At 59.1% G+C, this 23,092-nt stretch carries 14 protein-coding genes and 1 riboswitch; of the genes, 7 read left to right on the plus strand and 7 right to left on the minus strand.

Going from position 1 to position 23,092, the window contains the following annotated elements; translation table 11 throughout:
- Nucleotides 1–45: 45 nt before the first annotated feature.
- From LJ738_RS15115 to LJ738_RS21520, 3 genes are all read right to left on the minus strand, one after another.
- Nucleotides 46–1,578, minus strand: coding sequence for a RagB/SusD family nutrient uptake outer membrane protein (locus tag LJ738_RS15115; protein ID WP_227787232.1), 1,533 nt, complete (start codon nucleotides 1,576–1,578; stop codon nucleotides 46–48).
- 40 nt (nucleotides 1,579–1,618) lie between these two features.
- Nucleotides 1,619–4,792 carry a SusC/RagA family TonB-linked outer membrane protein gene (locus tag LJ738_RS15120; RefSeq protein ID WP_227787233.1) on the minus strand — a complete coding sequence of 1,058 codons (3,174 nt, stop codon included), beginning with the start codon at nucleotides 4,790–4,792 and terminating at the stop codon, nucleotides 1,619–1,621.
- 606 nt (nucleotides 4,793–5,398) lie between these two features.
- Nucleotides 5,399–5,977, minus strand: a complete 579-nt coding sequence (locus LJ738_RS21520; protein ID WP_227787234.1) for a T9SS type A sorting domain-containing protein — start codon at nucleotides 5,975–5,977, stop codon at nucleotides 5,399–5,401.
- A gap of 1,544 nt (nucleotides 5,978–7,521) precedes the next feature.
- On the opposite strand from LJ738_RS21520, the gene LJ738_RS15130 reads away from it, so the two are divergent.
- Nucleotides 7,522–8,952: an amidohydrolase family protein gene (locus tag LJ738_RS15130; protein WP_227787235.1), complete on the plus strand. Its 1,431-nt coding sequence runs from the start codon at nucleotides 7,522–7,524 to the stop codon at nucleotides 8,950–8,952.
- Nucleotides 8,953–9,422: 470 nt separating this feature from the next.
- A complete protein-coding gene (locus tag LJ738_RS15135; RefSeq protein ID WP_227787236.1) occupies nucleotides 9,423–9,776 on the plus strand; it encodes an ASCH/PUA domain-containing protein in 354 nt (117 codons plus the stop codon).
- Nucleotides 9,777–9,844: 68 nt separating this feature from the next.
- Here the strand turns inward: LJ738_RS15135 and LJ738_RS15140 are convergent, their stop codons facing one another.
- Nucleotides 9,845–10,972, minus strand: coding sequence for an alpha/beta fold hydrolase (locus LJ738_RS15140; protein ID WP_227787237.1), 1,128 nt, complete (start codon nucleotides 10,970–10,972; stop codon nucleotides 9,845–9,847).
- A gap of 226 nt (nucleotides 10,973–11,198) precedes the next feature.
- On the opposite strand from LJ738_RS15140, the gene LJ738_RS15145 reads away from it, so the two are divergent.
- Nucleotides 11,199–12,326, plus strand: coding sequence for a Gfo/Idh/MocA family protein (locus LJ738_RS15145; RefSeq protein ID WP_227787238.1), 1,128 nt, complete (start codon nucleotides 11,199–11,201; stop codon nucleotides 12,324–12,326).
- A gap of 302 nt (nucleotides 12,327–12,628) precedes the next feature.
- Here LJ738_RS15145 and LJ738_RS15150 read toward each other — a convergent pair whose 3' ends face one another.
- The gene (locus LJ738_RS15150) at nucleotides 12,629–13,492 is read right to left on the minus strand and encodes an aldo/keto reductase (protein ID WP_227787239.1); all 864 of its coding nucleotides are present in this window, start codon (nucleotides 13,490–13,492) and stop codon (nucleotides 12,629–12,631) included.
- Between the two features lie 113 nt (nucleotides 13,493–13,605).
- Nucleotides 13,606–15,552, minus strand: a complete 1,947-nt coding sequence (gene dxs, locus LJ738_RS15155) for a 1-deoxy-D-xylulose-5-phosphate synthase (RefSeq protein WP_227787240.1) — start codon at nucleotides 15,550–15,552, stop codon at nucleotides 13,606–13,608.
- Nucleotides 15,553–15,858: 306 nt separating this feature from the next.
- Here dxs and LJ738_RS15160 point away from each other — a divergent pair, with 306 nt between their 5' ends.
- A complete protein-coding gene (locus LJ738_RS15160; RefSeq protein WP_227787241.1) occupies nucleotides 15,859–18,795 on the plus strand; it encodes a TonB-dependent receptor in 2,937 nt (978 codons plus the stop codon).
- Nucleotides 18,796–18,849: 54 nt separating this feature from the next.
- On the plus strand, nucleotides 18,850–19,935 hold the full coding sequence (locus tag LJ738_RS15165) for a lysylphosphatidylglycerol synthase transmembrane domain-containing protein (RefSeq protein ID WP_227787242.1): 1,086 nt from the start codon (nucleotides 18,850–18,852) through the stop codon (nucleotides 19,933–19,935).
- Between the two features lie 84 nt (nucleotides 19,936–20,019).
- On the opposite strand, the gene LJ738_RS15170 is transcribed toward LJ738_RS15165, so the two are convergent.
- Nucleotides 20,020–20,397: a hypothetical protein gene (locus tag LJ738_RS15170; RefSeq protein ID WP_227787243.1), complete on the minus strand. Its 378-nt coding sequence runs from the start codon at nucleotides 20,395–20,397 to the stop codon at nucleotides 20,020–20,022.
- 228 nt (nucleotides 20,398–20,625) lie between these two features.
- Between LJ738_RS15170 and LJ738_RS15175 the strand changes: the two genes are divergently transcribed.
- Nucleotides 20,626–20,916, plus strand: coding sequence for a LysM peptidoglycan-binding domain-containing protein (locus LJ738_RS15175; RefSeq protein WP_068190818.1), 291 nt, complete (start codon nucleotides 20,626–20,628; stop codon nucleotides 20,914–20,916).
- A 226-nt stretch (nucleotides 20,917–21,142) separates the two neighbouring features.
- Nucleotides 21,143–21,259: riboswitch (SAM riboswitch) on the plus strand.
- A gap of 387 nt (nucleotides 21,260–21,646) precedes the next feature.
- Nucleotides 21,647–23,026 carry an O-acetylhomoserine aminocarboxypropyltransferase/cysteine synthase family protein gene (locus LJ738_RS15180; protein ID WP_227787244.1) on the plus strand — a complete coding sequence of 460 codons (1,380 nt, stop codon included), beginning with the start codon at nucleotides 21,647–21,649 and terminating at the stop codon, nucleotides 23,024–23,026.
- The last annotated feature ends 66 nt before the right edge of the window (nucleotides 23,027–23,092 follow it).

Consider the following 23,092-nt stretch of genomic DNA (forward strand, 5'->3'; position numbering starts at 1 on the left):
AGCCGCCCCGGGTTGCAGCCCAGGACGGCCTTCTCACCACCTCACTTAGTACCCAGGATTTTGCTTCACGCCCGGGTCGATGTCGATGTCGCGCTGGGGGATGGGCAGCAGCTTCGAGATGCCCAGGCGGAAGTTGGCAAAGTCGGAGTCGCGGGTTTTCAGCTCGTCGATGCCGGCCTGGTTGTCCATCAGGCCCCAGCGCAGGATGTCGAACCAGCGCGTGCCTTCGCCGGCCAGCTCCTTGGCTCGCTCGCTGCGGATAAGCAGACGCAACGCGTTCTGCGTGTAGGTGCCCGTGAGGGGCGCCAGGTTCACGGAAGGGCGCTGGCGCACCAGGTTGATGAGCGGCAGGGCGGCGCTCATCTGGTTGAGTTCCGTCAGGGCTTCGGCCTGCATCAGGAGCACGTCGGCGTAGCGAATCACGCGGTGGTTGATGCCGGAGGTGAAGTTCTCGTCCGTGCGGGTCCGGTCATTCAGGTACTTGCGCCAGTACTGCTGGTTGGGGTTCCAGTTCCACTGGGCAAAGGTTTTGCCGTAGAACTTGTCGGGGTTGCCGACGTGGATGATGCTGATGTCGCGGCGGGGGTCAATCAGGTGCTTTTTGGTGCTGTTGGGCGCAAAGTTCACGGTCGAATCCTTGTACTCGTCCAGCAGCCAGCGGCGGGGCTGCACGTCGGCAAACGTGGGGCCGGGAGGGCCGAAGAAGTTGGGCCGGTCGTGGCTTTCCGACGACGACGCATTGTCCTGCCCCTGGCCTACTTCCAGCACCGCGCCGGTAAACTGCACCTCAAACACCGATTCCTGGTTGTTCTCGTTGGCATCGGTGAAGTTGTCCAGGTAGTTGTTCACCAGCGAGTACTGCTTGGAGTCGATAATGGTAGTGAAGAGCGCCGAGGCCTCGGCCCACTTGCGCTGCTGCATGTACACCTTGGCCAGCAAGGCCTGGGCCGACCCCTTGGTGGCGCGCCCCTTCTCGGCGTCGGGGTACGACAGCGGCAGGTCCGGGATGGCCGACTGCAGGTCGGCGATGATTTGCGCTTCGGTCTCGGCCGGCGTGGCCTGCTTGACACGGGTGGTCACGATGGGCTCCTCCACAATCAGCGGCACGTTGCCGAACAGGTACACCAGGTCGAAGTACGACAGGGCCCGCACGAACTTGGCTTCGGCTATCAGGCGCTTCTTCAGCGTGCCGTCCATCGAAATCTCGGGCACGTGGGTTACCACCTGGTTGGTCCGGAAAATGGTCCGGTAGTAGTCGTTCCAGGCGAAAGACGAGATGAAGAAGTTGTTGTCCGGCGTCACAAAGCGCGTGAAGTTGGCCAGCTCCACGAAGGGGCTTTGGCTGTAGGACTCGTCGGAGCGGTGCACCATAAAGTGCCAGCTGCGGTAGTAGCAGGCAAACTGCTGCAGGCCGGAGTAGCAGGCGTACACCCCTTTCACGGCGTCGTCCTGGGTTTTCCAGAATTGAGCCGTCGAGGGCGCGTTGGGGTTGGTTTTATCCAGCAAATCTTTTTCGCAGCCCGTGGTCAGCAACAAGCTGCCGGCTAGCAACAAAGCGGGAATTTTAGGGAATTTCATGGGGAGGCGATGAATAAGAATGGGGCTAAGCACCAGCGGCTTAGAAGTTGACTTGCAGGCCCCCAATGAAGCTGCGCACATTGGGGTAAGCGCTGTTATCGACACCACGGCTGTAGAAGCCCGTGCCCGTAATTTCCGGGTCGAAGCCCGTGTACTTCGTGAAGGTCACCACGTTGCGGCCCGTCACGTACACCCGCACGCTGCCCAGGCTGGGCATGAAGCTGGTCATGTTCTGGGGGAAGGTGTAGCCCAACTGCACGTTTTTCAGGCGCAGGTAGCTGCCATCTTCCAGCCACCGCGTCGAGTTGAACCGGGCATTGGAAGCGGCCGCGGCAATCAGGTCGGGCGTGGCGCCACCGCCCTGCAGCAGGCGCGGCGTGGTGGTCGACGGGTTGGTCGACGACCAGGGCGTTACGTCGGCGTTGTAGTTGTTGGGGCCGTTGTAGCTCTCCAGCGCCACCCGCGCCGTGTTGTAAATCTTGTTGCCGGTGGCCGACTGCAGAAACAGCGAGAAGTCGAAGCCCTTGTAGGCGGCGTTCAGGTTCAGGCCCAGTTGCAGCTTCGGAATGGCGCTGCCCGAGTACACTCGGTCGGCGTTGTCAATCTTGCCGTCGCCGTTCACGTCGGTGTAGCGCACATCGCCAGCCGAAGCGTAGGGCTGAATAACGGTGCCCGCCGCGTTCTTGTAAGCCAGCACTTCCTCTTTCGACTGGAATATGCCCGCGAAGGGAATCAGGTAAAACTCGCCCAGGCCGGTGCCCAGCTCCGAACGGGTCACGCCCTCGCCGCCCTCAAACGCCTGCCCTTTCACGGGCAGTGCCGTTATCTTGTTTTTGATGGTAGTCAGCGTGAAGTCGGCGCCGTAGGTGAACTCCTTCTTGCCGGCGTGGTAGCCCAACGCCAGTTCAAAGCCCCGGTTTTCGATGTTGCCGGCGTTCTGGTACAGCACGTCGCCAAAGTGGCCCAGGTACGTGGGCACCTGCACCGGCGCCAGGGCCTTGCGGGTCTCGGCGATGTAATAGTCGGCCGACAAGGTGAGGCGGTTGTCAAGGACACTCAGGTCCAGGCCGCCGTTTTTGGTAAACCGCTCCTCCCACTGCAGGTCGGGGCTGCTCAGGGCCAGCTGCGTTGAGCCGTTCACAATGGTTTGGCCGGTGCCAATCACGTAGTTCACGTTCTGGCCGATGATGGGCGTGGTGAGGTAGTTGCCGCCGTAGCGGCCGGCCAGGCCGTCGTTGCCGTTGCCGCCGTAGCTCACGCGCAGCTTCAGGTTGTTGACCTGGGGCAGGGCATTTTTGAAGAAGTCTTCTTCGCTAATGCGCCAGCCCAACGAGGCGGCACCGAAATTAGCCCAACGGTTTTGCGGGGCAAATTTGGAAGAGCCGTCGCGGCGGAAGCTGCCCGAAATCAGGTAGCGGTTTTTGTAGTCGTAGGTAGCCTGGCTGAAGAAGGAGCGTTTGGCATTTTCCGTGGTGGAACCGCCGATTACACCTTTCGTTGAGCCGGCATCCAGCTCAAAGTAGTACTGGGGCAGGCTGGTGAAGCCCTGCGTGCCGGCCTGCACGTTGTGCTGCCGGTAGCGCTGCTCCGAGTAGCCCCCGAGCACGTTTACGTGGTGGTCGCCGAAGCTCTTGGTGAAGTTCAGCGTGTTTTCGGCCAGCAGGAACACGTCGTAGCCCAGGAATTCATTCAGCGACGACGTGTTGATGCGCGTGTTTTGGCGCAGGATGCCCGATTTCTGCGCATCGGCGTTGCTGTACATGTGCCCGTCGATGGCCGCGTTGAGCCGGTAGCTCAGGAAGTCGAACAGGGCCACGTCCATGCTCGCGTTGCCCGCCAGGCGGTTATCAGCCTGGGTGCGCCGCAGCAGCTCCTGCGCCCCAATGGGGTTGGTAGCAAAGGTGTTGAGTATCGGCGAGCCCGTACCAAACCCGCCTTCATTGGCTGGGTCATGCACCGGAATGGTTGGGATGATGGTCAGCACATCAATGAACGAGCCGCCGTTGAGCAGCGTCGCATCGATGTGGGTAAGCTGGGCGTTCTGCTGGAACTTAAACCGCCCCCGGGTCAGGCCCGAATTAAGGCGCAGGCTGAAGCGCTGGAAGTCCGGGCCCTTCACGATGCCCTGCTGGTGAAAGTAATCGCCGGAAATCAGGAAGTTGCTGGCGCTCTTCTCGCCGATGTTGCCGCCCGAAAACGCCACGTTGTAATCTTCCAGCGTGCCCGTCTGGAAGAACTCCTTCTGCCAGTCCGTGTCAATAGTGGGATTGAAGGCTCCGCCCGGCCCTTTCACGGCCCCAGCGAGGCCATTTTGGCCGTTATTTAGCGGGTTGAGCCCGGCGTTGCTGTAGGCAATAACGGCCCGGTCGGCCCATTGGCTAGCATTAGTCAGGTTGTAGCGCTTGTGCAACTGGTCAAACCCCCGGTAGCCATTGAAGCTAACTGACGGACGGCCCGCTTTGCCCTTTTTCGTGGTAATGAGCACCACTCCGTTAGCGCCGCTCGATCCGTAAACCGCCGTCGAAGAGGCGTCTTTCAGCACCGTGAGCGACTCAATATCGTTGGGGTTTAAGTCCCGGATGTTGAAGGTCCACAGCCCGTCAATCACATACAGCGGCGAGCTCCCGGCCGCACCCAGCGTACCGATGCCCCGAATGGTGACCACCGGCGCGTCGCCCGGGCCGCCCGAGCCCTGCACCTGCACACCGGGCAAGCGGCCCTGCAATGCTTGTGTCACGGTGGGCACGGGCGCCTTGGTAGCCTCCTTCACGTCGAGGCTGCTCACGGCGCTGCTCACGTTTTGGCGGTTCTGGGTCAGGTACCCCACCACCACCACTTCCGACAAGCCCTGGGCGTCTACCGCCAGCTTGGCGTCGATGCTGGTGCGGCCGCCCACGGCTACTTCCTGTGAGGCATAGCCCACAAAGGAGAACACCAACGTGGCCCCGGCGGGCGCCACAATGCTGTAGCGGCCGTCGGCGTCGGTTTGCGTGGCCGTACTGGTGCCTTTCACCAGCACCGTAACGCCGGGAATGCCCGCGCCGCTCTCATCGGTAATCCGCCCGGTAACGGGCGCATCAGCCGCCTGAAATAAGGCTGCCGATAGGCTTTCCGGTGTCAGGGAGGTTGCCTGGCCAACGGCAGGCAGCAGCAGCAAGCCTCCGAGCAAGGCTGGCACTGCTAACCCATTTAATTTGGGTACTGACTTTTTCATAAAAAAACTTGGTGGGAATTGGTGAGAACAAACACAATCGATTGTGTAATGAGAGGCCAAAATTGGCGGTGTCATTAGACGTGAGAGATAATTCCGGGAAACACAAGCTTATGCTTACTGCTGAGCTAGAGCAAGCCAAAAAAGCTGTTTGGAGCTAAAATAAGAGCTTTTTGTCTTTATTTCTACCACCCATCACTATGGCGATGTTTCGTTCCAAACTGCCAGAAGGCTGACAATGTTAATGCAAATTGGTGGAATTATCAATTTATCGATTGTTTTTTCTTCGCAATGCTCAAGTTTTTATTTATAACCTTAAGTATGGCAATGTTTCGCGGACAGTGGGATTCCGCGCCCATCATCCAGACGTGAGACTGCGGCCAACCACGGGCTGTTGCGGGCTGTGCAACCGCTGCCGCGTTAGCTGCTCACTTACCATTGGCTGGCCCTAGCTGCTGGTCCGGTTTAAGCATGCCCAGATTGCGGTTCACAGATTGTAAGACTCCGGCGGTGCCAGTTGCCAGGCCTGGCAGCAAAGCCAACAAAAAACCCAGGGCCTTCAATGGTCCTGGGTTTTTTGTCAACAACAGGTTGTCGAGAGAAGAAATGCTACTGGCGGCTAATCCGCACTACTTGCTGCTGATTGCCTTGACGAATGGTCAGATAATACATTCCGCGGGTCAAGGAAGCAGCGTCCGATAGTTTGATTTCCTGTACGCCCTCGGCGGTTGAAGCCGTCTGGGTGAGGACCGTCTGACCGAGCACGTTGCGCACGGTAAGCGTTACTGCGTCGGTGCCCAACGAGTAATACTGCACTGCTACGGTCTTATCGAAAGGGTTCGGGAATACTTCTGCCTTGATAGCACGAGCCGTTGCAGAAGACTGCAAAGCGCGAACCGGCGAGTAGTTGGTCTCCCCCGTTACGTCTACCTGACGCAGGCGGTAGTACACGGTGCCGGCAGTTTGGGCAAGACGAGTATCAACGAATTGGTAGTTGGTACGGGCACTGGTCGTACCCGCGCCAGCACGTTGGCCCACCGACTCAAAGCTTTTGCCGTCGAAGCTGCGCTCGATGTCAAAGTAAGCACTGTTCTTTTCGGAAGCAGTAGTCCAGGTAAGAACTGCTACTTTATCATTCCGCACTGCTTCGAAGCTGATGAGTTCTACTGGCAGAGGAGCGCTATTCACTCTAACAATAAGCGAAACAGTGCTCGGGCAATTGCCTGCCGAAGTTGTTCCCGAAACTCTGTACTCTGTTGTTCTAGCAGGAGCACGAGTTATTGTTGACGTTGTTTCACCACTAATGAGCGTAAAATTGCTGCTGGCATTGGTCCTTTCATACCATGTATATGGGGTACCAGCAGCACCACCAGTAGCGGTAAGCGTAACTGAACCGCCCTGGGTGATATTGGACACATTTGAAGTCAACGTTAAATTGATGGCATTGATTGTAATGTTTTGAGAAACCACAGTACTACCACATGTAGGAGTGTTCGTACTGACCGTATAAGTAGTTGACGCATTAGGATACACCAGAAAGTCACCCGTTAAATTACTCTGAGTTGCTGTACCGTTAGCAACCAAAGTATACGTAGAACCAGTAGATGCGCCCCTTGCCTTGATGGTAACTGGTGTTCCAGGGCACACGGTCGGATTGGTACTAGTTATGCCATTAGCAGTGGCAGTAATTGTCAGTGAAGGTGCAATCGTAAGCTCAACAGTAATATCCTTAGCCGACTGACAAGTAGTTGTAACTGAGTAGATACGATAAGTCTCTGACTGTAGAGTACCTGGCAAGAAGACTGCCTTGATAGTATTAGAAGCTACCTCTGAAGCGATGAAAGTAAGTCTACTAATTACCGCTCCGTCACTTAGTCGGGTTACCGTTATGTTCTCAGGAGAGTCTGCTTGCAGTGATATTTCGCCTCCCGCACCGTTAGTGGGGCAATATATAGCAGGAACAGTATTCTTATCGCCGTTATTAAGAGATTCACTTTTATTTCCTGATGCCGTAGGGTAAGTCAAAGTAAACTGCCCAGAACAACCGCCACCAGGCTGGCTATATCCAACCATTGCGGACCCGCACACCAGCAGAATAATGCAACTTAAAAAAGTGTAGATACTTTTCATATTTATGTTTTATTTGAATCTTGAAAGGTTTATTTTTTTCGGAATATTACAAATATATAATCCCTTAAGCTCATCCTCAAGCTTTATCAAGATTATTTTTTTAATAAACCATAGAATATTAGCTATTATTCCATTATTGGGCTAAAGGGGGAAAGCCTCAGTTTCGCTCAAATCCGCTTAAATAAGCCAAATAAGCTCATCAGTCAGGCGAGTTTGATTTCAGAGCGAGTTTGGTTCTTTCACTTGCAAGTTCTTGATATCTTTTTGGCCTGCGGCTGTCCTTGTGCCTAACATGCGACTGATTCCTTCTAACCAAAAGCGGGCTGTAAGAATGAGGGAGTTCTAAGCTTTTGCATAAATGCCAATCCGCAGCTTCTTACCAATGTCTATTATTCAGAGTTGGGAAGACTTACTACTTTTAAGCGTCTGTAGCTCAGCAGATACGACTGATAGTAATTATCGGGACAAGTTAAATTTTAGGATGGGAGGACGGCTGCTGTTTTCAGCTGGTCCGCAGTTGATTCGCTTATTTTGGACACTCGTCAATGCATTAGTCGAATGCCGCTGCTCAAAGAGCGCTGTCTGTAGCCTGCCCTTCACACATGAAATCCCCTAGCTTCAAACGCCAACTTCTAGCATCTCTCCTCCTTAGCACAGCGAGGTTTGGCCAAGCCCAGCAGTTCACCCCGCAGGTGCAGGAATACATCAAGGTGAATGCACCGACGGTGGCCCTCATCGATGCCAAAGTGATAGATGGTACCGGTAAGCCAGCCCAACTTCACCAGACCGTGCTGCTGCAGAAGGGCCGCATTGTGCAGGTGGGCTCCGCGAAGAAAGTGAAGGTGCCGGCCGATGCGCAGGTTATCAACTGCGCGGGCAAGACGCTGATTCCGGGCCTGGTGATGCTGCACGAGCACCTGTACTACACCATGCCGGTGGGCGGCTACTTCAACATTGCCCAGATGCCGTACTCCTTCCCACGGCTGTACCTGGCCGGGGGCGCCACCACCATCCGCACGGCCGGCAGCATCGAGCCGCAAACCGACCTGGCCATTAAGCGCATGATAGACGAAGGCAAGCTCATCGGGCCCGACATGGACGTAACCGCGCCCTACATGGAAGAGCCCAGCATGGACATTCCGGCCCTGAACACGATACACGGCCCCGAAGAAGCGGCGGCAGCCACGAAGTTTTGGGCCGACAAAGGCTGCACGTCCTTCAAAATGTACATGCACGCCACCCGCGCCGACCTCGCGGCCGTGGTGCGGGAAGCCCACCAGCGCCACCTGAAGGTAACCGGGCACCTCTGCTCCATCACGTACCGGGAAGCCGCCGAGATTGGCATCGACAACCTGGAGCACGGCTTCATGGCCAGCTCCGATTTCGTGCCCAACAAAGCCCCCGATGTGTGCGACAACGCGACGCGCCAGTCGCTGCTGCGGCTGCCCCAAAACAGCCCCGAGATGAAAAGTCTCATCAGCTTCTTGGTGAGCAAGAAAGTGGCGCTTACCTCCACCCTGCCGGTGTTCGAGCCCTACACCAACCGCGAAGTGGTGCTGGGCGGCGGGCTCGATGCCCTGCTGCCGCAGTTGCAGGAGCGCGAAACGGCCACCTGGAAACAAAACCAGCTCAAGGACACCGCCAGCGTGCGGCTGTTTAAGAAGGAAATGGCCTGGGAAAAGCAGTTTTACGACGCCGGTGGCCTGCTGGTGGCCGGCACCGACCCTACGGGCGCGGGCCGCACCATTGCCGGCTACTCCAATCGCCGACAAATTGAGCTGCTGGTCGAGGCGGGTTTCACGCCCGTGCAGGCCATCAAAATCAGCACGCTCAACGGCGCTGTTTACCTGGGCCGGGAGCGGGAGATTGGCACCATCGAAGCGGGCAAGCACGCCGACTTAATCCTTATCAACGGGGACCCGGATAAGGACATCAAGCAGGTGCGCCAGATGGAAATCGTGTTCAAAAACGGCGTGGGTTTCGACTCGGCAAAGCTTTTTGAGTCGATGAAAGGGAAGGTAGGCTTGAATTAAGCGGTGCCCGCTCGGCTGGTGTGTTTCCACGATTCAGGAGTGAGCAGTTATCGGCCGCCCAATGGCCGGGATGAGGGAAGAATGTGCCCGAGAGCCTGAAGAAACGGCCAAAGCTACCCCTGTTTCTATTTTTTTATTCCCTGCGAATAGTGGCTAGGACCGGGGTACAAGCCAGAATGCAAACGCTTGCACTCAGCCCAATTTGCCGCAAGGTTGGCTGCGAAATCGTTTTAGATAAGGATAGAAACGATTGAAGCTCGTCCGGTATGGCCAAAACGCACCGCGGCATTTACCCGATGAACCATCCTGATTTGCTTGCTGTTAAACACCCTTGAGCTATTTTATTTTCCTATCTTTTCGCTATCTTAAGAACATACTTGTGTAGCCACTTAAGCCCATGCCGCCACGTTAAGCCAGCACAGTGAGCGCCTTAACGAGCGGTGGGCTTTATCCTAATTATGCCCCTTGCCATGAACACCAATATTGTATTCCCCGAGCAGTTCGTTCCCCAGTTTCAGATTTCTAACCCCGCCCAGCGCCAAACGCACGACCTCAAAGTCTGGCCCTCCTGCTTTGCCGCCATGAAAGCCGGCAACAAGCCCTTCGATGTGCGCGAAAACGACCGCAACTTCCAGGTGGGCGACATGCTGCTGCTCCATGAAGTGGAGCCGGAAAACGAGCACGACACCGGCCAAATCATTACCCGCTGGGTGAGCTACGTGCTGCAGGGCGGCGCCTTCGGCATCCAGCCCAACTGGTGTGTGCTGGGCTTCAGCGACCTCCCGCCCATCCCCACGGGCATTACCGATATCCGGCTTTGGTGAACCCGGCCCGCCCCTGAGCAGAGCAACCCCAGCCCCTCCTGATACGAAGAGCCTGAGGTTCGAAATAACTATCGCCCCTTCGCGGCCAGAAAGCTGCGGATGTTGTCGTTCAGAAACTTCGCATCGGCGGGGTTGGGCGCAGCGCCCGCGGTGTGGCCCCACAACGACGGAATCGGCTTCAGCACCACCCCGGGGATGAAGGCAGCTTCGTAGCGCGCATCGGTGAGCGGGAAGTACAAATCCGTTTCCGAAGGCATGTACAGAATGGGCGCCTGGATGGAGCGCAGGGCCTTTTCTACGTTGCCGCCAAAGGCGGGCGTGGTGCCCACGTCGTGCCGCTCCCAGGTGCGCATCTGCAGAATCAGGTCGTTGGCATCGGCGCCGGGAATGAAGTGGGTGCGGTACTCGTGCAGTACCTGCTCAAACGTGGTGCCGGGCTTGGCGCCGGCGCGCCAGAGCTCGCGCCGCCACCATTCCTGCGAGTATAGCCAGCCGGTCCAGACCATGGCAAAGGCCTCCAGTCCTTTGGTGGGCGGAGCCGTGTAGTCGCCGTTGTTGAAGGCGGCATCGGCGGTGAGGGCGGCTATTTGCCCTTCGAGGCGTACCACGCCGTGGGGATAGGTTTTGGCGGTGCCCGAAGTGGCCACCAAGCGGTCGGCGAAGTGGGGGTAGCTCACGGCCCACTGAAACGCCTGCTGGGCGCCCATCGAAAAGCCAATGATGGCCTTGAGGTGGGTGATTTTCAGGTCCTGGCCCAACAGCTGGTGCACGGCCTCCACGTTGTCGCGAATGGTCATGACCGGGAAGCGCGGGCCGTGGTAGGGCTCGGGCGTGTTGCTGGGCGACGACGACTTGCCGTTGCCGAACAGCTCGGTAGCCACCAAAAACACCTTGGCGGTATCGAGCGCCTTGCCCGGGCCAATGAGCCACTCGTAGCCGTGGTGATTGGCCATGTAGTGCGAAGGCAGCAGAATGGCGTTGTCGCGGGCGGCGTTGAGGTGGCCGTAGGTGCCGTACACCACGCGGGCCTGCGGCAAGGTCACGCCGCTTTCGGTCCGGAAATTATTGATAACAAAGACGTGGTGCTGGGCACGGTCCGGGCGCTTGGTGGCGGGCGCATCCTGAGCGGGTACGCGACTGCTGGCCCCGGCGATGAGGGCCGCAGCCAACGAAAAACAGCGTAAAAATGAAGACATTGCGGGAAGTAAAAAGTGCGCTTGGTGCAGTGGCAAACTTAACCGGTGAGGCTACTACAAGCCAACGCCGAAAACGTTGTAAAGCGGCCCGCTAAGCCGCACAAAACCAGCTGTTCCAGTTAGCTCAACCATAACCCGCGGTTGCCCCAGGAGGTACGCTTGTTTATCGCCAACGGCCTGCCCCATGAAAGCTTCAGCTGACCACCTACCTTCCCGCCGCCATTTTATGCGCCTGCTCTCGCTGGGCGCGGGCGCCACCATCGCCGGCCCGGCGGCCCTGGCCGGTCCGCTGCGCACGCTGGCCGATGGCCTTACCGCCGACCGCAAGCTGGGTGTGGCGCTGGTGGGGCTGGGCAAGTACAGCACCGGCGAGCTGGCCCCGGCCCTGCAGCAAACCAAGCTGTGCCGGCTGGCGGGCATTGTGACCGGCTCCCCGGCCAAAGCGGCGCGGTGGAAGCAGCAGTACAACCTTCCCGATAACAGCATTTACGATTACAAGACCTTCGACCGGATAATCGACAACCCCGACATCGACATTGTGTACGTGGTGCTGCCCAATGCCCTGCATGCCGAGTACGTGGTGCGGGCGGCGCAGGCCGGCAAGCACGTCATCTGCGAGAAGCCCATGGCCACGTCGGTGGCCGATGCGCGCCGCATGATTGCGGCCATGCAGCAGGCAGGCAAGAAACTGAGCATCGGCTACCGGCTGCACTTCGAGCCCCACCACCGCGAAATGATGCGCTTGGGCCAGCAACAGGTGTTTGGCCCGGTGCAGCACCTGCTGGCCGACAACGGCTTTCGCTTTAACAACGACACGCCCTGGCGCGTGAACAAGGCCCTGAGTGGCGGCGGCCCGCTCATGGACATGGGCATCTACTGCCTGCAGGGCTGTATTTACACCAAGGGGCAGGTGCCGGTATCGGTCACGGCGAAGTTTACCCCGAAGACGGACCCCGTGCTGTTCAGGGAAGTAGAAGCCGGCGTGAACTGGCAGCTGCAATTCGCCGATGGCGCCACCGCCGACTGCCGCACCACCTACGCCGAAAACATGGCCAGCCGCCTGCGCGCCGAAGCCACCAAGGGTTGGGCTGAATTGGCCCCGGCATTCGGCTATGGGGGCCTACAGGGCCGCACCAGCCAAAGCGCCATGAACATTCCCAACGTCAACCAGCAAGCCGCTCAGATGGACGACTTTGCCGACTGCGTGCTCCACAACAAACTTACCCGCGTGCCCGGCGAAATGGGCCTGCGCGACGTGCAGTTGCTCGAAGCCATCTACCGCGCCGCTGAGACTGGCCAGAAGGTTTCAACCAAAGACGTAGCGGCGGTGCTGGATAAAGTGGGCAAGAAGTAAGTCTGTGTCATGCAGAGCAAAGCGAAGCATCTTTACCGCGTAACTAATCCACAATCGTCTGTCGTGCAGAGCGCAGCGAAGCATCTTATCACGTTCGAACGATTCGTTCAGCGGCGATAAGATGCTTCGCTGCGCTCTGCATGACAAATGGCGCGAGCGTAGCGAGATACTTAAATGTGCCGACCTCCAGTTCGATGAACACAGCATGACCGTTCTTACAAGAAACACGGCGGCTCGCACAAAAAGCCCTCGCAATCAATGTTGCGAGGGCTTTTTGGTATTTATAGCTAAATCAGATCCAGCTATGCGCCGATGCGGTCCAAAATTGCCATGTCCTCGGCCGACAGCTGGATATCCGCCGTTTTCATGTTCTCTTCCAGGTGTTTCACTTTGGAAGTGCCGGGAATGAGCAGGATGTTGGGCGAGTGGTGGAGCAGCCAGCTCAACGCAATCTGCGGCGATGTGGCCTGGTGCTTCCGGGCCAGCTGGCCCAGCGCCGCCAGTGCCTCCGAGTTGCCGCCAGCCAACGGGTACCACGGAATGAAGGCCATGCCTTGCTGGCGGGTATACGTCAGCTCAGCTTCCCACTTCCGGTTTTCGATGCTGTACATATTCTGCACAGCCACCACTTTCACGTATTGCTGGGCTTTCTTAATCTGCTCAACGGTGACTTCCGACAGGCCAATGTGCTTTACTAGGCCTTCTTCCTGCGCTTTTTGCAGAAACTCCAGGGTCTTTTCAAAGGGTACTTCCGGGTCGACGCGGTGGAGCTGGTAGAGGTCAATCTGGTCGAGCTTCAGGCGCTTCAGGCTGCCGTGCAGGACTTCTTCCAGGTGCTTGGGGCTGGCGTCGATGGGCCACTCGTTGGGGCCGGTGCGCAGCAGGCCGCCTTTGGTGGCAATGACCAGGCCCGGCTTGTACGGGTACAGCGCCTCGGCAATCAACTCTTCCGAAACGTTGGGTCCGTAGCTGTCGGCCGTGTCAATGAAGTTCACGCCCAGCTCCACGGCCCGCTGCAGCACGCGGATGCATTCGTCGTGGTCAGCCGGCGGGCCCCAGATGCCCTGGCCGGTGATGCGCATGGCCCCGTAGCCGAGGCGGTTAATGGTGAGGTCGCCGCCGAGGGCGAAGGTGGTGGGGTATGTTGACGTGGTGGTAGTTGCCATGAGTTGAATTGCTTTAAATGAAAACACCACCGACCAGGATTTCCCAGCCGGTGGTGTTTCAAAAGTCAATTCGCAGCTTTATTGTTTACTGACGAACTTACTAAACCCTGAGCCTACCGCAGCACCGTAGCCAGGGCATTGGTCGCCACTTTCTCGCTCATCTCGCGCACGGCGGCGGCAATGCCGGCGGCATCAAAACCGCACTCTTTGTACAACTCGTCCTGGGTGCCGTGTTCCACCACCCGGTCGGGGATGCCGAGGCGCCGCACGGGCAGGTGGAAGCCGTGGTCCGTGAGGAATTCGAGCACGGCCGAGCCGAAGCCGCCAGGCAGGCAGCCGTCTTCCACCGTCACGATGGCGCGGTAGCGGCGGGCAATGTCGCGCAGCATTTCCTCGTCCAGCGGCTTGCAGAAGCGCATGTCGTAGTGGCCCGCGTCGAGGCCTTCGGCCCGCAGCGTTTCGGTGGCTTTCACGGCGTAGTTGCCGATGTGGCCGATGCTGAGGATGGCCACGCCACCCTCCTCACCCTCGCGCACCACGCGGCCCGTGCCGATGGCGATGCGCTGCAGCGGCGTGCGCCACTGCGGCATCACGCCCTCGCCGCGCGGGTAGCGAATGCTAAACGGGCCGGCGTTTTCGGGCAGGGTGGCGGTGTACATCAGGTTGCGCAGCTCCTGCTCGTTCATCGGGGCCGATACCACGATGTTGGGGATGCAGCGCATGTAGGCCAGGTCGTAGCAGCCGTGGTGGGTGGGGCCGTCGGCGCCGGCAAAACCGGCGCGGTCGAGGCAGAACACCACGTGCAGATTTTGCAGGGCCACGTCGTGCACCACTTGGTCGTAGCCTCGCTGCATAAACGAGGAGTAGATGTTGCAGAACGGCACCAGCCCTTGCGTAGCCAGGCCGGCCGAGAACGTGACGGCGTGCTGCTCGGCAATGCCCACGTCGAAGGCACGGTCGGGCATGGCGGCCATCATGATGTTCAGCGACGAGCCCGAGGGCATGGCCGGCGTCACGCCCATGACTTTGGGATTGGCCTCGGCCAGCTCCACCATGGTGTGGCCGAACACGTCCTGGTACTTGGGCGGCTGCGGCTTGTCGGGAGTCTTTTTGTAAATCTCCCCGGTGATTTTATCGAACAAGCCCGGCGCGTGCCACAGCGTCTGGTCTTTTTCGGCCAGCGCGTAGCCCTTGCCTTTCACCGTCACGCAGTGCAGGATTTTGGGGCCGGGAATGGTCTTCAAATCATTGAGCACCGCTACCAGGTGCTGCACGTCGTGGCCGTCTACAGGGCCGAAATATCGGAATTTCAGCGCCTCAAACAGGTTGCTTTGCTTGAGCAGGGTGGCCTTCATGGCCGCTTCTACTTTGCGGGCAATGTGCTGGGGGTTGGGCCCGAACTTGCTGAGCTTGCCCAACACGTTCCAGAGTTCGTCGCGCACCTTGTTGTAGGTGCGGGAGGTGGTGATGTCGGTGAGGTATTCCTTGAGCGCGCCCACGTTGGGGTCGATGCTCATGCAGTTGTCGTTGAGGATAACCAGCAGGTTGGAGTTGGCCACGCCGGCGTGGTTCAGGGCCTCGAAGGCCATGCCCGCCGTCATGGCGCCGTCGCCGATTACGGCAATATGCTGCCGGTCCTTCTCGCCCTTGTAGTCCGAAGCCACGGCCATGCCCAGCGCCGCCCCGATGCTGGTGCTGCTGTGGCCCACGCCGAAGGCGTCATACTCGCTTTCGCTGCGCTTTGGAAAGCCCGACATGCCGTGGTAGCGGCGGTTGGTGGGAAATTTATCGCGGCGGCCGGTGAGAATTTTGTGGCCGTAGGCCTGGTGGCCCACGTCCCACACCAGCTGGTCGTAGGGAGTTTTGAATACGTAGTGCAGGGCCACCGTCAGCTCCACTACGCCCAGCGAGGCGCCGAAGTGCCCGCCGTAAATGCTCACGGAGTCGATAATAAACTCGCGCAGTTCGGTGCTAAGTTGGACTAATTGCTCAGGAGCAAGCTTCTTAAGGTCGTCGGGCGAGTCAATCGCCGCCAGGAGCGGGCCGGGTTCAACTATCATCAGGGCAGGCGTGGTGGGAATGGGTGACGGGGATGTAACCGCCTGACCCGCTAAAAGATTATCGGGCTGGCACAAAGGTACGATACCGAGCTAACAGCGGTTGTTGGGCACCGGCAGAATCGGGGCGTTTGTCGGGGTTTAACCATTGGTAATCTAGTTTATGCCCAAGCCCGCGGCTTTCGTGAGGACCTTTGTGTATCGGCAAGCCGATTGAGCCGGCAAGCTGTTGCTAAGTTTTATTATCTAAAAAAGACGCCGGATGCAACCTCCGGCTCCAATTGTGGCACTTTGGCCGCTATGCACTGTATGATACAAAAATTACCGGCCGCTGCCGTTCTGTTCACTGCCCTGCTGGGCATCACCCTTTCGGCTTCGGCTCAACAAAGCCCCGGCGGGCGTCCTACGGCGCCGGCCACCTTGGCACCGGCCCCCGCACGCACGGCGACCGGCCGCATCACTGGTACTGTGACCGATGCTGCTACGGGCAAGCCGGTTTCTTACGCCACGGTGGCCGTGCTCGACGGCGCCACTGGCAGTGTGGTGAACGGCGGCGTGTGCGGCGACGACGGCAAGTTTGTGCTGCCGGGCATTCCGGCAGGCAGCTATACCGTACAAGTAAGCTTCCTGGGTTACAAGAACGAAGAGCGCACCGGTGTGCTCGTGTCGGCCGGCAGCCCCACCGACTTGGGCCCGATAACGCTGGCCGCCTCGGCCCAAAAGCTGGGCGAAGTGGTAGTAACCGGCCAGAAGGCCATCATCGAGGAGCGGGTGGACCGCACGGTGTACAACGCCGAAAACGACCAGACCACCCGCGGTGGCGACGCCACCGACGTGCTCAAGCGCGTGCCCCTGCTGAGCGTGGACCTCGACGGCAACGTGAGCCTGCGCGGCTCCAGCAACATCAAGGTACTCATCAACAACAAGCCCTCGACCATTGCCGCCAGCAGCATTGCCGACGCGCTGAAGCAGATTCCGGCCGACCAGATTAAGACCGTGGAGGTTATTACCTCGCCCTCGGCCAAGTACGACGCCGAAGGCTCCGGCGGCATCATCAACATCATCACCAAAACCAACAACCTGCGCGGCGCCACGCTGGGCCTGGATTTGAGCGCCGGCCTGCGCAGCACCAACCTGGGCCTGAACGGTAGCCTGCGCACTGGCAAAATGGGCTTCTCACTGGGCGGCTTCGGGCGGGGCTCCTACAACGTTCCGGGCGAGTTCTCGAACGTGCAGACTACCCGCAGCCTAAGCGGCGGCACACCCGTGACCACCATTCAGTCGGCCGATACCCGTCTGCAGCAGATTTTTGGGCGCTATACCCTAGGCTGGGACTACGACCTCAATAAGTTTAACTCCCTGCAGGCCTCGGTTAGCTACGGCACCCGCAACAGCCGCAACTACCAGGACGGCCTGACCTCGGCTACCTACCTGGGACTAACCCCGACGGGCACTCCGCTCTCGTCCTCGCAGCGCGACGTGGCCGTGAAAGACGTTTCGGGCACCGTGGACGCCAGCCTGAACTACACGCACAGCTTCGAGAAGCCGCAGCACGAGTTCAGCATCCTCACGCTGTTCAGTCGGAACGACCGCAGCAATACCTTTACTAACAACATCTTCAATGCGACATTGGGTAGCCCAAGCCGCATTATGAACGATAACCCGAGCTACAACGCGGAGTACACCATTCAGCTCGACTACCAGAACCCCATCAGCAAAACCCAGATTCTGGAAATGGGGGTAAAGGATATTTTGCGCCGCGTGAACTCCGACTACAGCACGGCCTACTTTGGGGCCGGCGGCGAGTCGCTGTCCGCGCCGTCCATCCTCTCGGCCAACAACGTGTTTACCTACCGCCAAAACGTGACAGCGGGCTACACGGCCTATACCCTGAGCCTGCCCAAAGGCATCACAGTGAAGCCCGGCTTGCGCTACGAGTACACCACCATCGACGCCAACTTTGCCAACTTCGCGGCGGCCAACATTCCCAACTACGGCGTGCTGGTGCCCAGCCTCAACCTCTCGCGCCGCCTCGCCAACAGCAACGTGCTCAAGTTGGCTTACAACCGCCGCATTCAGCGCCCTTCGCTGCAGTTCCTGAACCCGAACCTCAACGCGTCGAACCCGAAGAACGTGAGCCAGGGCAACCCCTACCTCTCGCCTGAATACACCAACAACTACGAGTTGGGCTACAGTACTGCCATCAAGCGCTTAAACCTTAATTTCAGCTCGTTCATCCGCAATACCACCGGCTCAATTGAGGCCCTGCGCACGGTGCGTGGCGTCGACACGGTATCGACCACCTACGCCAACATTGGCCAGCAGAACGCCTACGGCGGCAGCGTGTTTGCCAACATGTCGAGCGGCAAGTTTAACCTGAACGCAGGAACCGATTTCTACTACACCACCCTCACCAACAACGTACCCGACCGCAACTTCAACGCTGCCAACGAGGGCTGGGTAATGAGCGGCCGCGTGGGCGGCTCCTACAACTTTACCCCGGTGTGGGGCGTGCAGGCATTTGCCTTTTACCGCGGCCGGCAGGTGCAGCTGCAAGGCAACCAGAGCGGCCAGGGGTTCTACACCGTGGGCGTGAAGCGCGATTTTGCCGAGAAGCGCGGCAGCCTCGGCTTTGGGTTTGATAACTTCTTTACCCCTAGCATTACCGTGCGCAACACGGTGGTGTCGCCCCTTATCGACCAGGCCAGCAGCAACGTATTGCACACCCTGGGCTTCCGGGTGAGCCTCAACTACCGCATCGGCAAGCTCACGGTAGCGCCCCCGCGCCGCGGCAAGAGCATCAACAACGACGACCTGAAGGGCGAAGGCGGCGGTGGCGGCGACGCCGGTGCCGGCGGCGTTACCCCCGCCGCCGGTGGTGGCGGAGCAGCACCAGCAGGTGGCGGCGGTCAGCGCCCAGCCGGAATGCCCGGTACGCGCCCAGCTGGTGCTCCTGGTGTTCGCCCCACCGGCGCACCGGCTGGCGCTACTCCCACGGCCGCGCCCGGCGCCCAGCCCGCCACCGCTACCGACAGCACCACCACTGATGCCACCAAGACGCTACCCGGTACCATTCCGGGCCAGGCCCGTCCCACAGCGCAGCCGCAAGATTCTACGCAGCGCCGGCCCGCCAGCCTGCCTACTGCGCCCGCTAATCCTATCAATGCGCCGGCCAATGCGCCGTCGCCCGGCACCACCACGCCGGCCGGCACCACGCCCGCGGGCAGCCCCGGCGGCCGGCCCTAGCGGCGGGCTGCCGGGCTAGGCCCTACTTTTGCCCGGCTGCCGTACTCCCCCTCAATGCCCTACAAGCTGCTCCCTGCTCAACCCGAACACGACGCGCATTTTCTGCATCGGTTGCGGCCCTCGCGCCTCATCCTGCCCGTCGTCATTGGCATGGGCGTGGTTGCCTTCCTGTTTTACAAAAGCTACCAGCCCGGCGACCTCGCACCCCTGCGCAACGCCGACTGGCGCTGGCTGCTGGCCGCGCTGCTCGTGCTGGTAGCCCGCGACTTTGGCTACATCTACCGCATCCGCCACATTGCCGAGGACGAGCTGACCTACCGGCAGGCGCTGGACGTGATTATGATTTGGGAGTTTGCCTCCTGTGTGCTGCCCTCGGGGCAAGGTGGCACGGGAGTAGCGCCGTTTATTCTGGAAAAAGAAGGCATTCCGTTGGGCAAGGGCCTGGCCTACATCATGGTCACGGCCCTGCTCGACAACCTGTACTACGTGCTCATGGTACCGCTGGTGGTGCTGGTGGCCGGGGCCGGGCTCTACCCGCACGAAGCCCTGCAAACCAACTTCGTGGCCACGCTGCGGATAGCCTTTGGGTTGAGCTACTTCTTTGTGTTGCTCTACGCCGGGCTCATGCTCTACGCCATTTTTGTCAACCCGCGCTCGGTGCGCCGGCTGCTGGTGCGGCTGTTCTCTTTCCGGCTGCTGCGGCGCTGGCGGCGCAAAGCCTACCGCCACGGTCAGGAAATGGTGCTGGCTTCGGTACAGCTGCGCGGCAACGGGCCGCGCTACTGGTGGCACGCATCGGTGAGCACGGTCTTTGTCTGGACGGCCCGCTACGCCATCATTGGCTGCCTCATTGCGGCCTTTGTGCCCATGGATGCGGGCACGTTCCTATTCATCTTCGCCCGCAACATTACCTACAAGGTCATCCTGCTGATAGCCATCACGCCCGGCGGCGCGGGCATCGCGGAGGGTGCCTTCCCTACGTTCTTCGGCAAATTCATTGGCACGGCCACCATGACTAGCTTCATGGTGCTGCTGTACCGCGTGTTCACCTACTACCTCTACCTGGTGCTGGGCATGGTGTTTTTGCCGCGCTGGGTGGCGCGGGTATTCCTGCGGCACCCAACTATGCCCGAGCAATAAGCCCCGGAAAACCAGCCGCCAGTAAACAAGAAAAGGCCCCGAACCACAGTGGTTCGGGGCCTTTTCCAAATCAGCAAGAGGCTATTATTCGGCTTCCAGCATCAAGGCAGCGCCATCGGCCGACTTCAGCGTGAGCTTCTTGTCGGTGAGGGTTTCCACGGTGAACGTGTTGCTGGTGGTAGCGTTATCGGGGGTCATCGTGAGGGTTTTGCCCGCCTGGTCAAACGTGTACTTGCCCGATACGGCGCCATTGGCCCCAGTCATGTTGTAGGTGCCGTTGGCAAAAATGCGCAGCTCCTCTTGCTTTTGTGCATCGGTCTGCTTCACTTTGTCGCCGCTGGCATCGGTTTCTTTAGCAGTTTTCCACACCTTACTGTCGGTGCCGTACAGCATATTCACACCCTCAACTTTACCTTTGTCGTTGCTGCAGGCCGTAACAAACAGCGATAGCAAGAGCAACAAGCTGGCGAAATAACGAAGCGAAAAAAGCGACTGGGTTTTCATGGGAACAGAGGTGTTGGTGAAAGGAATAAGATGGCTAACCCGGCAAAGCGGGCTCGTCGGCTTACGGCCCACACGCAAAAGGGTTTAGGACGAAACCTCGTCCGGCTTCCTCCGTATAGTAGCTTCGTTGGACCAACCAATGGCATTCCGGTCCTGCTGATTTTTCCATATTAACCGACCGAACTCATGGGACTCTTTGATTTTCTTAGCGACAAAGGCGAGCAAAAGCCCGCAGAGCCGGCAGCAAAACCAGCCGCTGGCGGCACCGATTTTTTCGGGAATAACAACGCAGCCAATCCAGCTACCACCGGTGAGTCGTATACCGTAGTGAGCGGTGACTCGCTTTCCAAAATTGCCAAACACCACTACGGCGACGCTGCCAAGTGGCACCAGATATACGAGGCCAACAAGGCCCTCATCGGCAACAACCCTGACCACATTGAAGTGGGCCAGGTGTTGACCCTACCTAGTCTCTAGGTACTTTTTTGCAGAAAAAAGGTGAGAAAAGCCACTCTGTTTCAGGGTGGCTTTTTTGTGTTTTATTGAGCCGCTAAACGGCGGCTGCCCAGCCCAACTAACACGCGGTGAAGCTGGGCTGCAAGAATTTTTTTTCTGTGCAATAGTTGGACATAAAAAAATTCCTTCCGTACATTTGGCTCACCACCATCACGGTACTCCCCTGCTCGCGGCAGGGTAGTTTCAAGTTTTATAGAGAAGCGGCGAGAGACTAGGCTCTGTGACCCGCTGGCAACCTTCGACCGCGCGAAAGGTGCCAAGTCCTACCCACCATCGGCGCAAGCCGGGGCGGGGCATATGAATCGAGTACCATGGAAAATCCCGCTGTTTCCTTCTTTGTTGCCCCGAATGCTCCGGCTGCTTTGTGCGCCGCAGGTTCGGGCTTTTCCGTTGTGGCCCCAGGCGGCCAGAACGCCGCGTTGCGCCAAGAGCGAATGCGAATGTGTTGTTGCCCGTGTTGTTGCTAAGCTGATTTCGGCTTAGGCAACCCCTCCCCTTCTTTCTGGATTTTTTTGGCGGCCCTCGGTGCCCGCCGCTGGCCCTTTCGGCGCGCAGTGGCCGGACCAATCGGGCCACATCTTCAGCACGGGCTTGTGGGGGTTCCGCTGCGCTTAAAAACCGTCTTTTCAGACCGTTGCGCGCTTTTTTCTTGTTTTATTCAGGTTTTTTCAACTCCAAACATACCGCCATCATGTCCGCTTCGCCCCTGCACTTCGAAACCCTCCAACTCCACGCCGGCCAGCAGCCCGACCCCACCACCGGGGCCCGCGCCGTGCCACTGTTCCAAACCACCTCCTACGTGTTTAAAAGCGCCGAACACGGCGCCAACCTGTTTGCCCTGAAGGAGTTCGGCAACATCTACACCCGCCTGATGAACCCCACCACCGACGTGTTTGAGCAGCGCGTGGCGGCCCTGGAAGGCGGCGTGGCGGCCCTGGCCACGGCGTCGGGTCAGGCAGCCCAATTTATTGCCCTAAATAACATCCTGCAGGCCGGCGACAACTTCGTGAGCTCTGCGTTTATCTACGGCGGCACTTACAACCAGTTCAAAGTGGCGTTCAAGCGCTTGGGCATCGAGGTGCGCTTCGCCGACGGCGACAATCCCGCCAGCTTCGAGGCCCTGATTGACGACAAGACCAAGGCCATTTACCTGGAAACCATTGGCAACCCTAGCTACAGCATTCCGGACTTTGAGGCCATTGCTGCCATTGCCAACAAGCACGACCTGCCGCTGATTGTGGACAACACCTTCGGCGCGGGCGGCTACCTGTTCCGGCCCCTGGAGCACGGCGCGCACATCGTGGTGGAATCGGCTACGAAATGGATTGGCGGCCACGGCACCAGCATCGGCGGCGTGATTGTGGACGGCGGCACCTACGACTTCGGCAACGGCAAATTTCCGCAGTTCACTGAGCCCAGCGAAGGCTACCATGGTCTGGTATTCAACGACGTATTTGGCAAGGGTGGGCCGTTTGGCAACATCGCCTTCATCATCCGGGCCCGGGTAGAAGGCCTGCGCGACTTTGGCCCGGCCATCAGCCCGTTCAACTCCTGGCAGCTGCTCATCGGCCTCGAAACACTGAGCCTGCGCGTGGACCGCACGGTAGAAAATGCCCTGAAAATCGCCAACTGGCTCGAGCAGCACCCGCAGGTAGAAAGCGTCAACTACGCCGGCCTGGCCAGCAGCCCCTACCATCGCCTAGCCCAGAAATACCTCAAGCGCGGCTTCGGTGGCGTGCTCAGCTTCCAGCTCAAGGGCAGCAAGGAGTCGGCTACCCAGTTCATCGACAACCTGAAGGTTATCAGTCATTTGGCCAACGTGGGCGATGCCAAGACGCTCATCATCCAGCCCTCGGCCACCACGCACCAGCAGCTGAGCGACGCCGAGCAACTAGCGGCTGGCGTCACGCCGACCTCGCTGCGCCTTTCTGTGGGCATTGAGCACTTCGAAGACATCAAAGCCGATTTGCAGCAGGCCTTCGAGGCCATTGGCAACACCGCGGCGCTGCCCACCGAGGGCACCCAGGTAGGCGAGCCCGAGCTGGAGCACGCCCAACCCCTGGAAGTATAGCCCGATTGTCAGTTGTTGGCCGGGAGCCGCTGCCTATCAGTGGCTCCCACCATTAATCATCCCGAT

The organism is Hymenobacter plasmatis, from assembly GCF_020711255.1.
In the GTDB taxonomy this organism is placed as follows: domain Bacteria; phylum Bacteroidota; class Bacteroidia; order Cytophagales; family Hymenobacteraceae; genus Hymenobacter.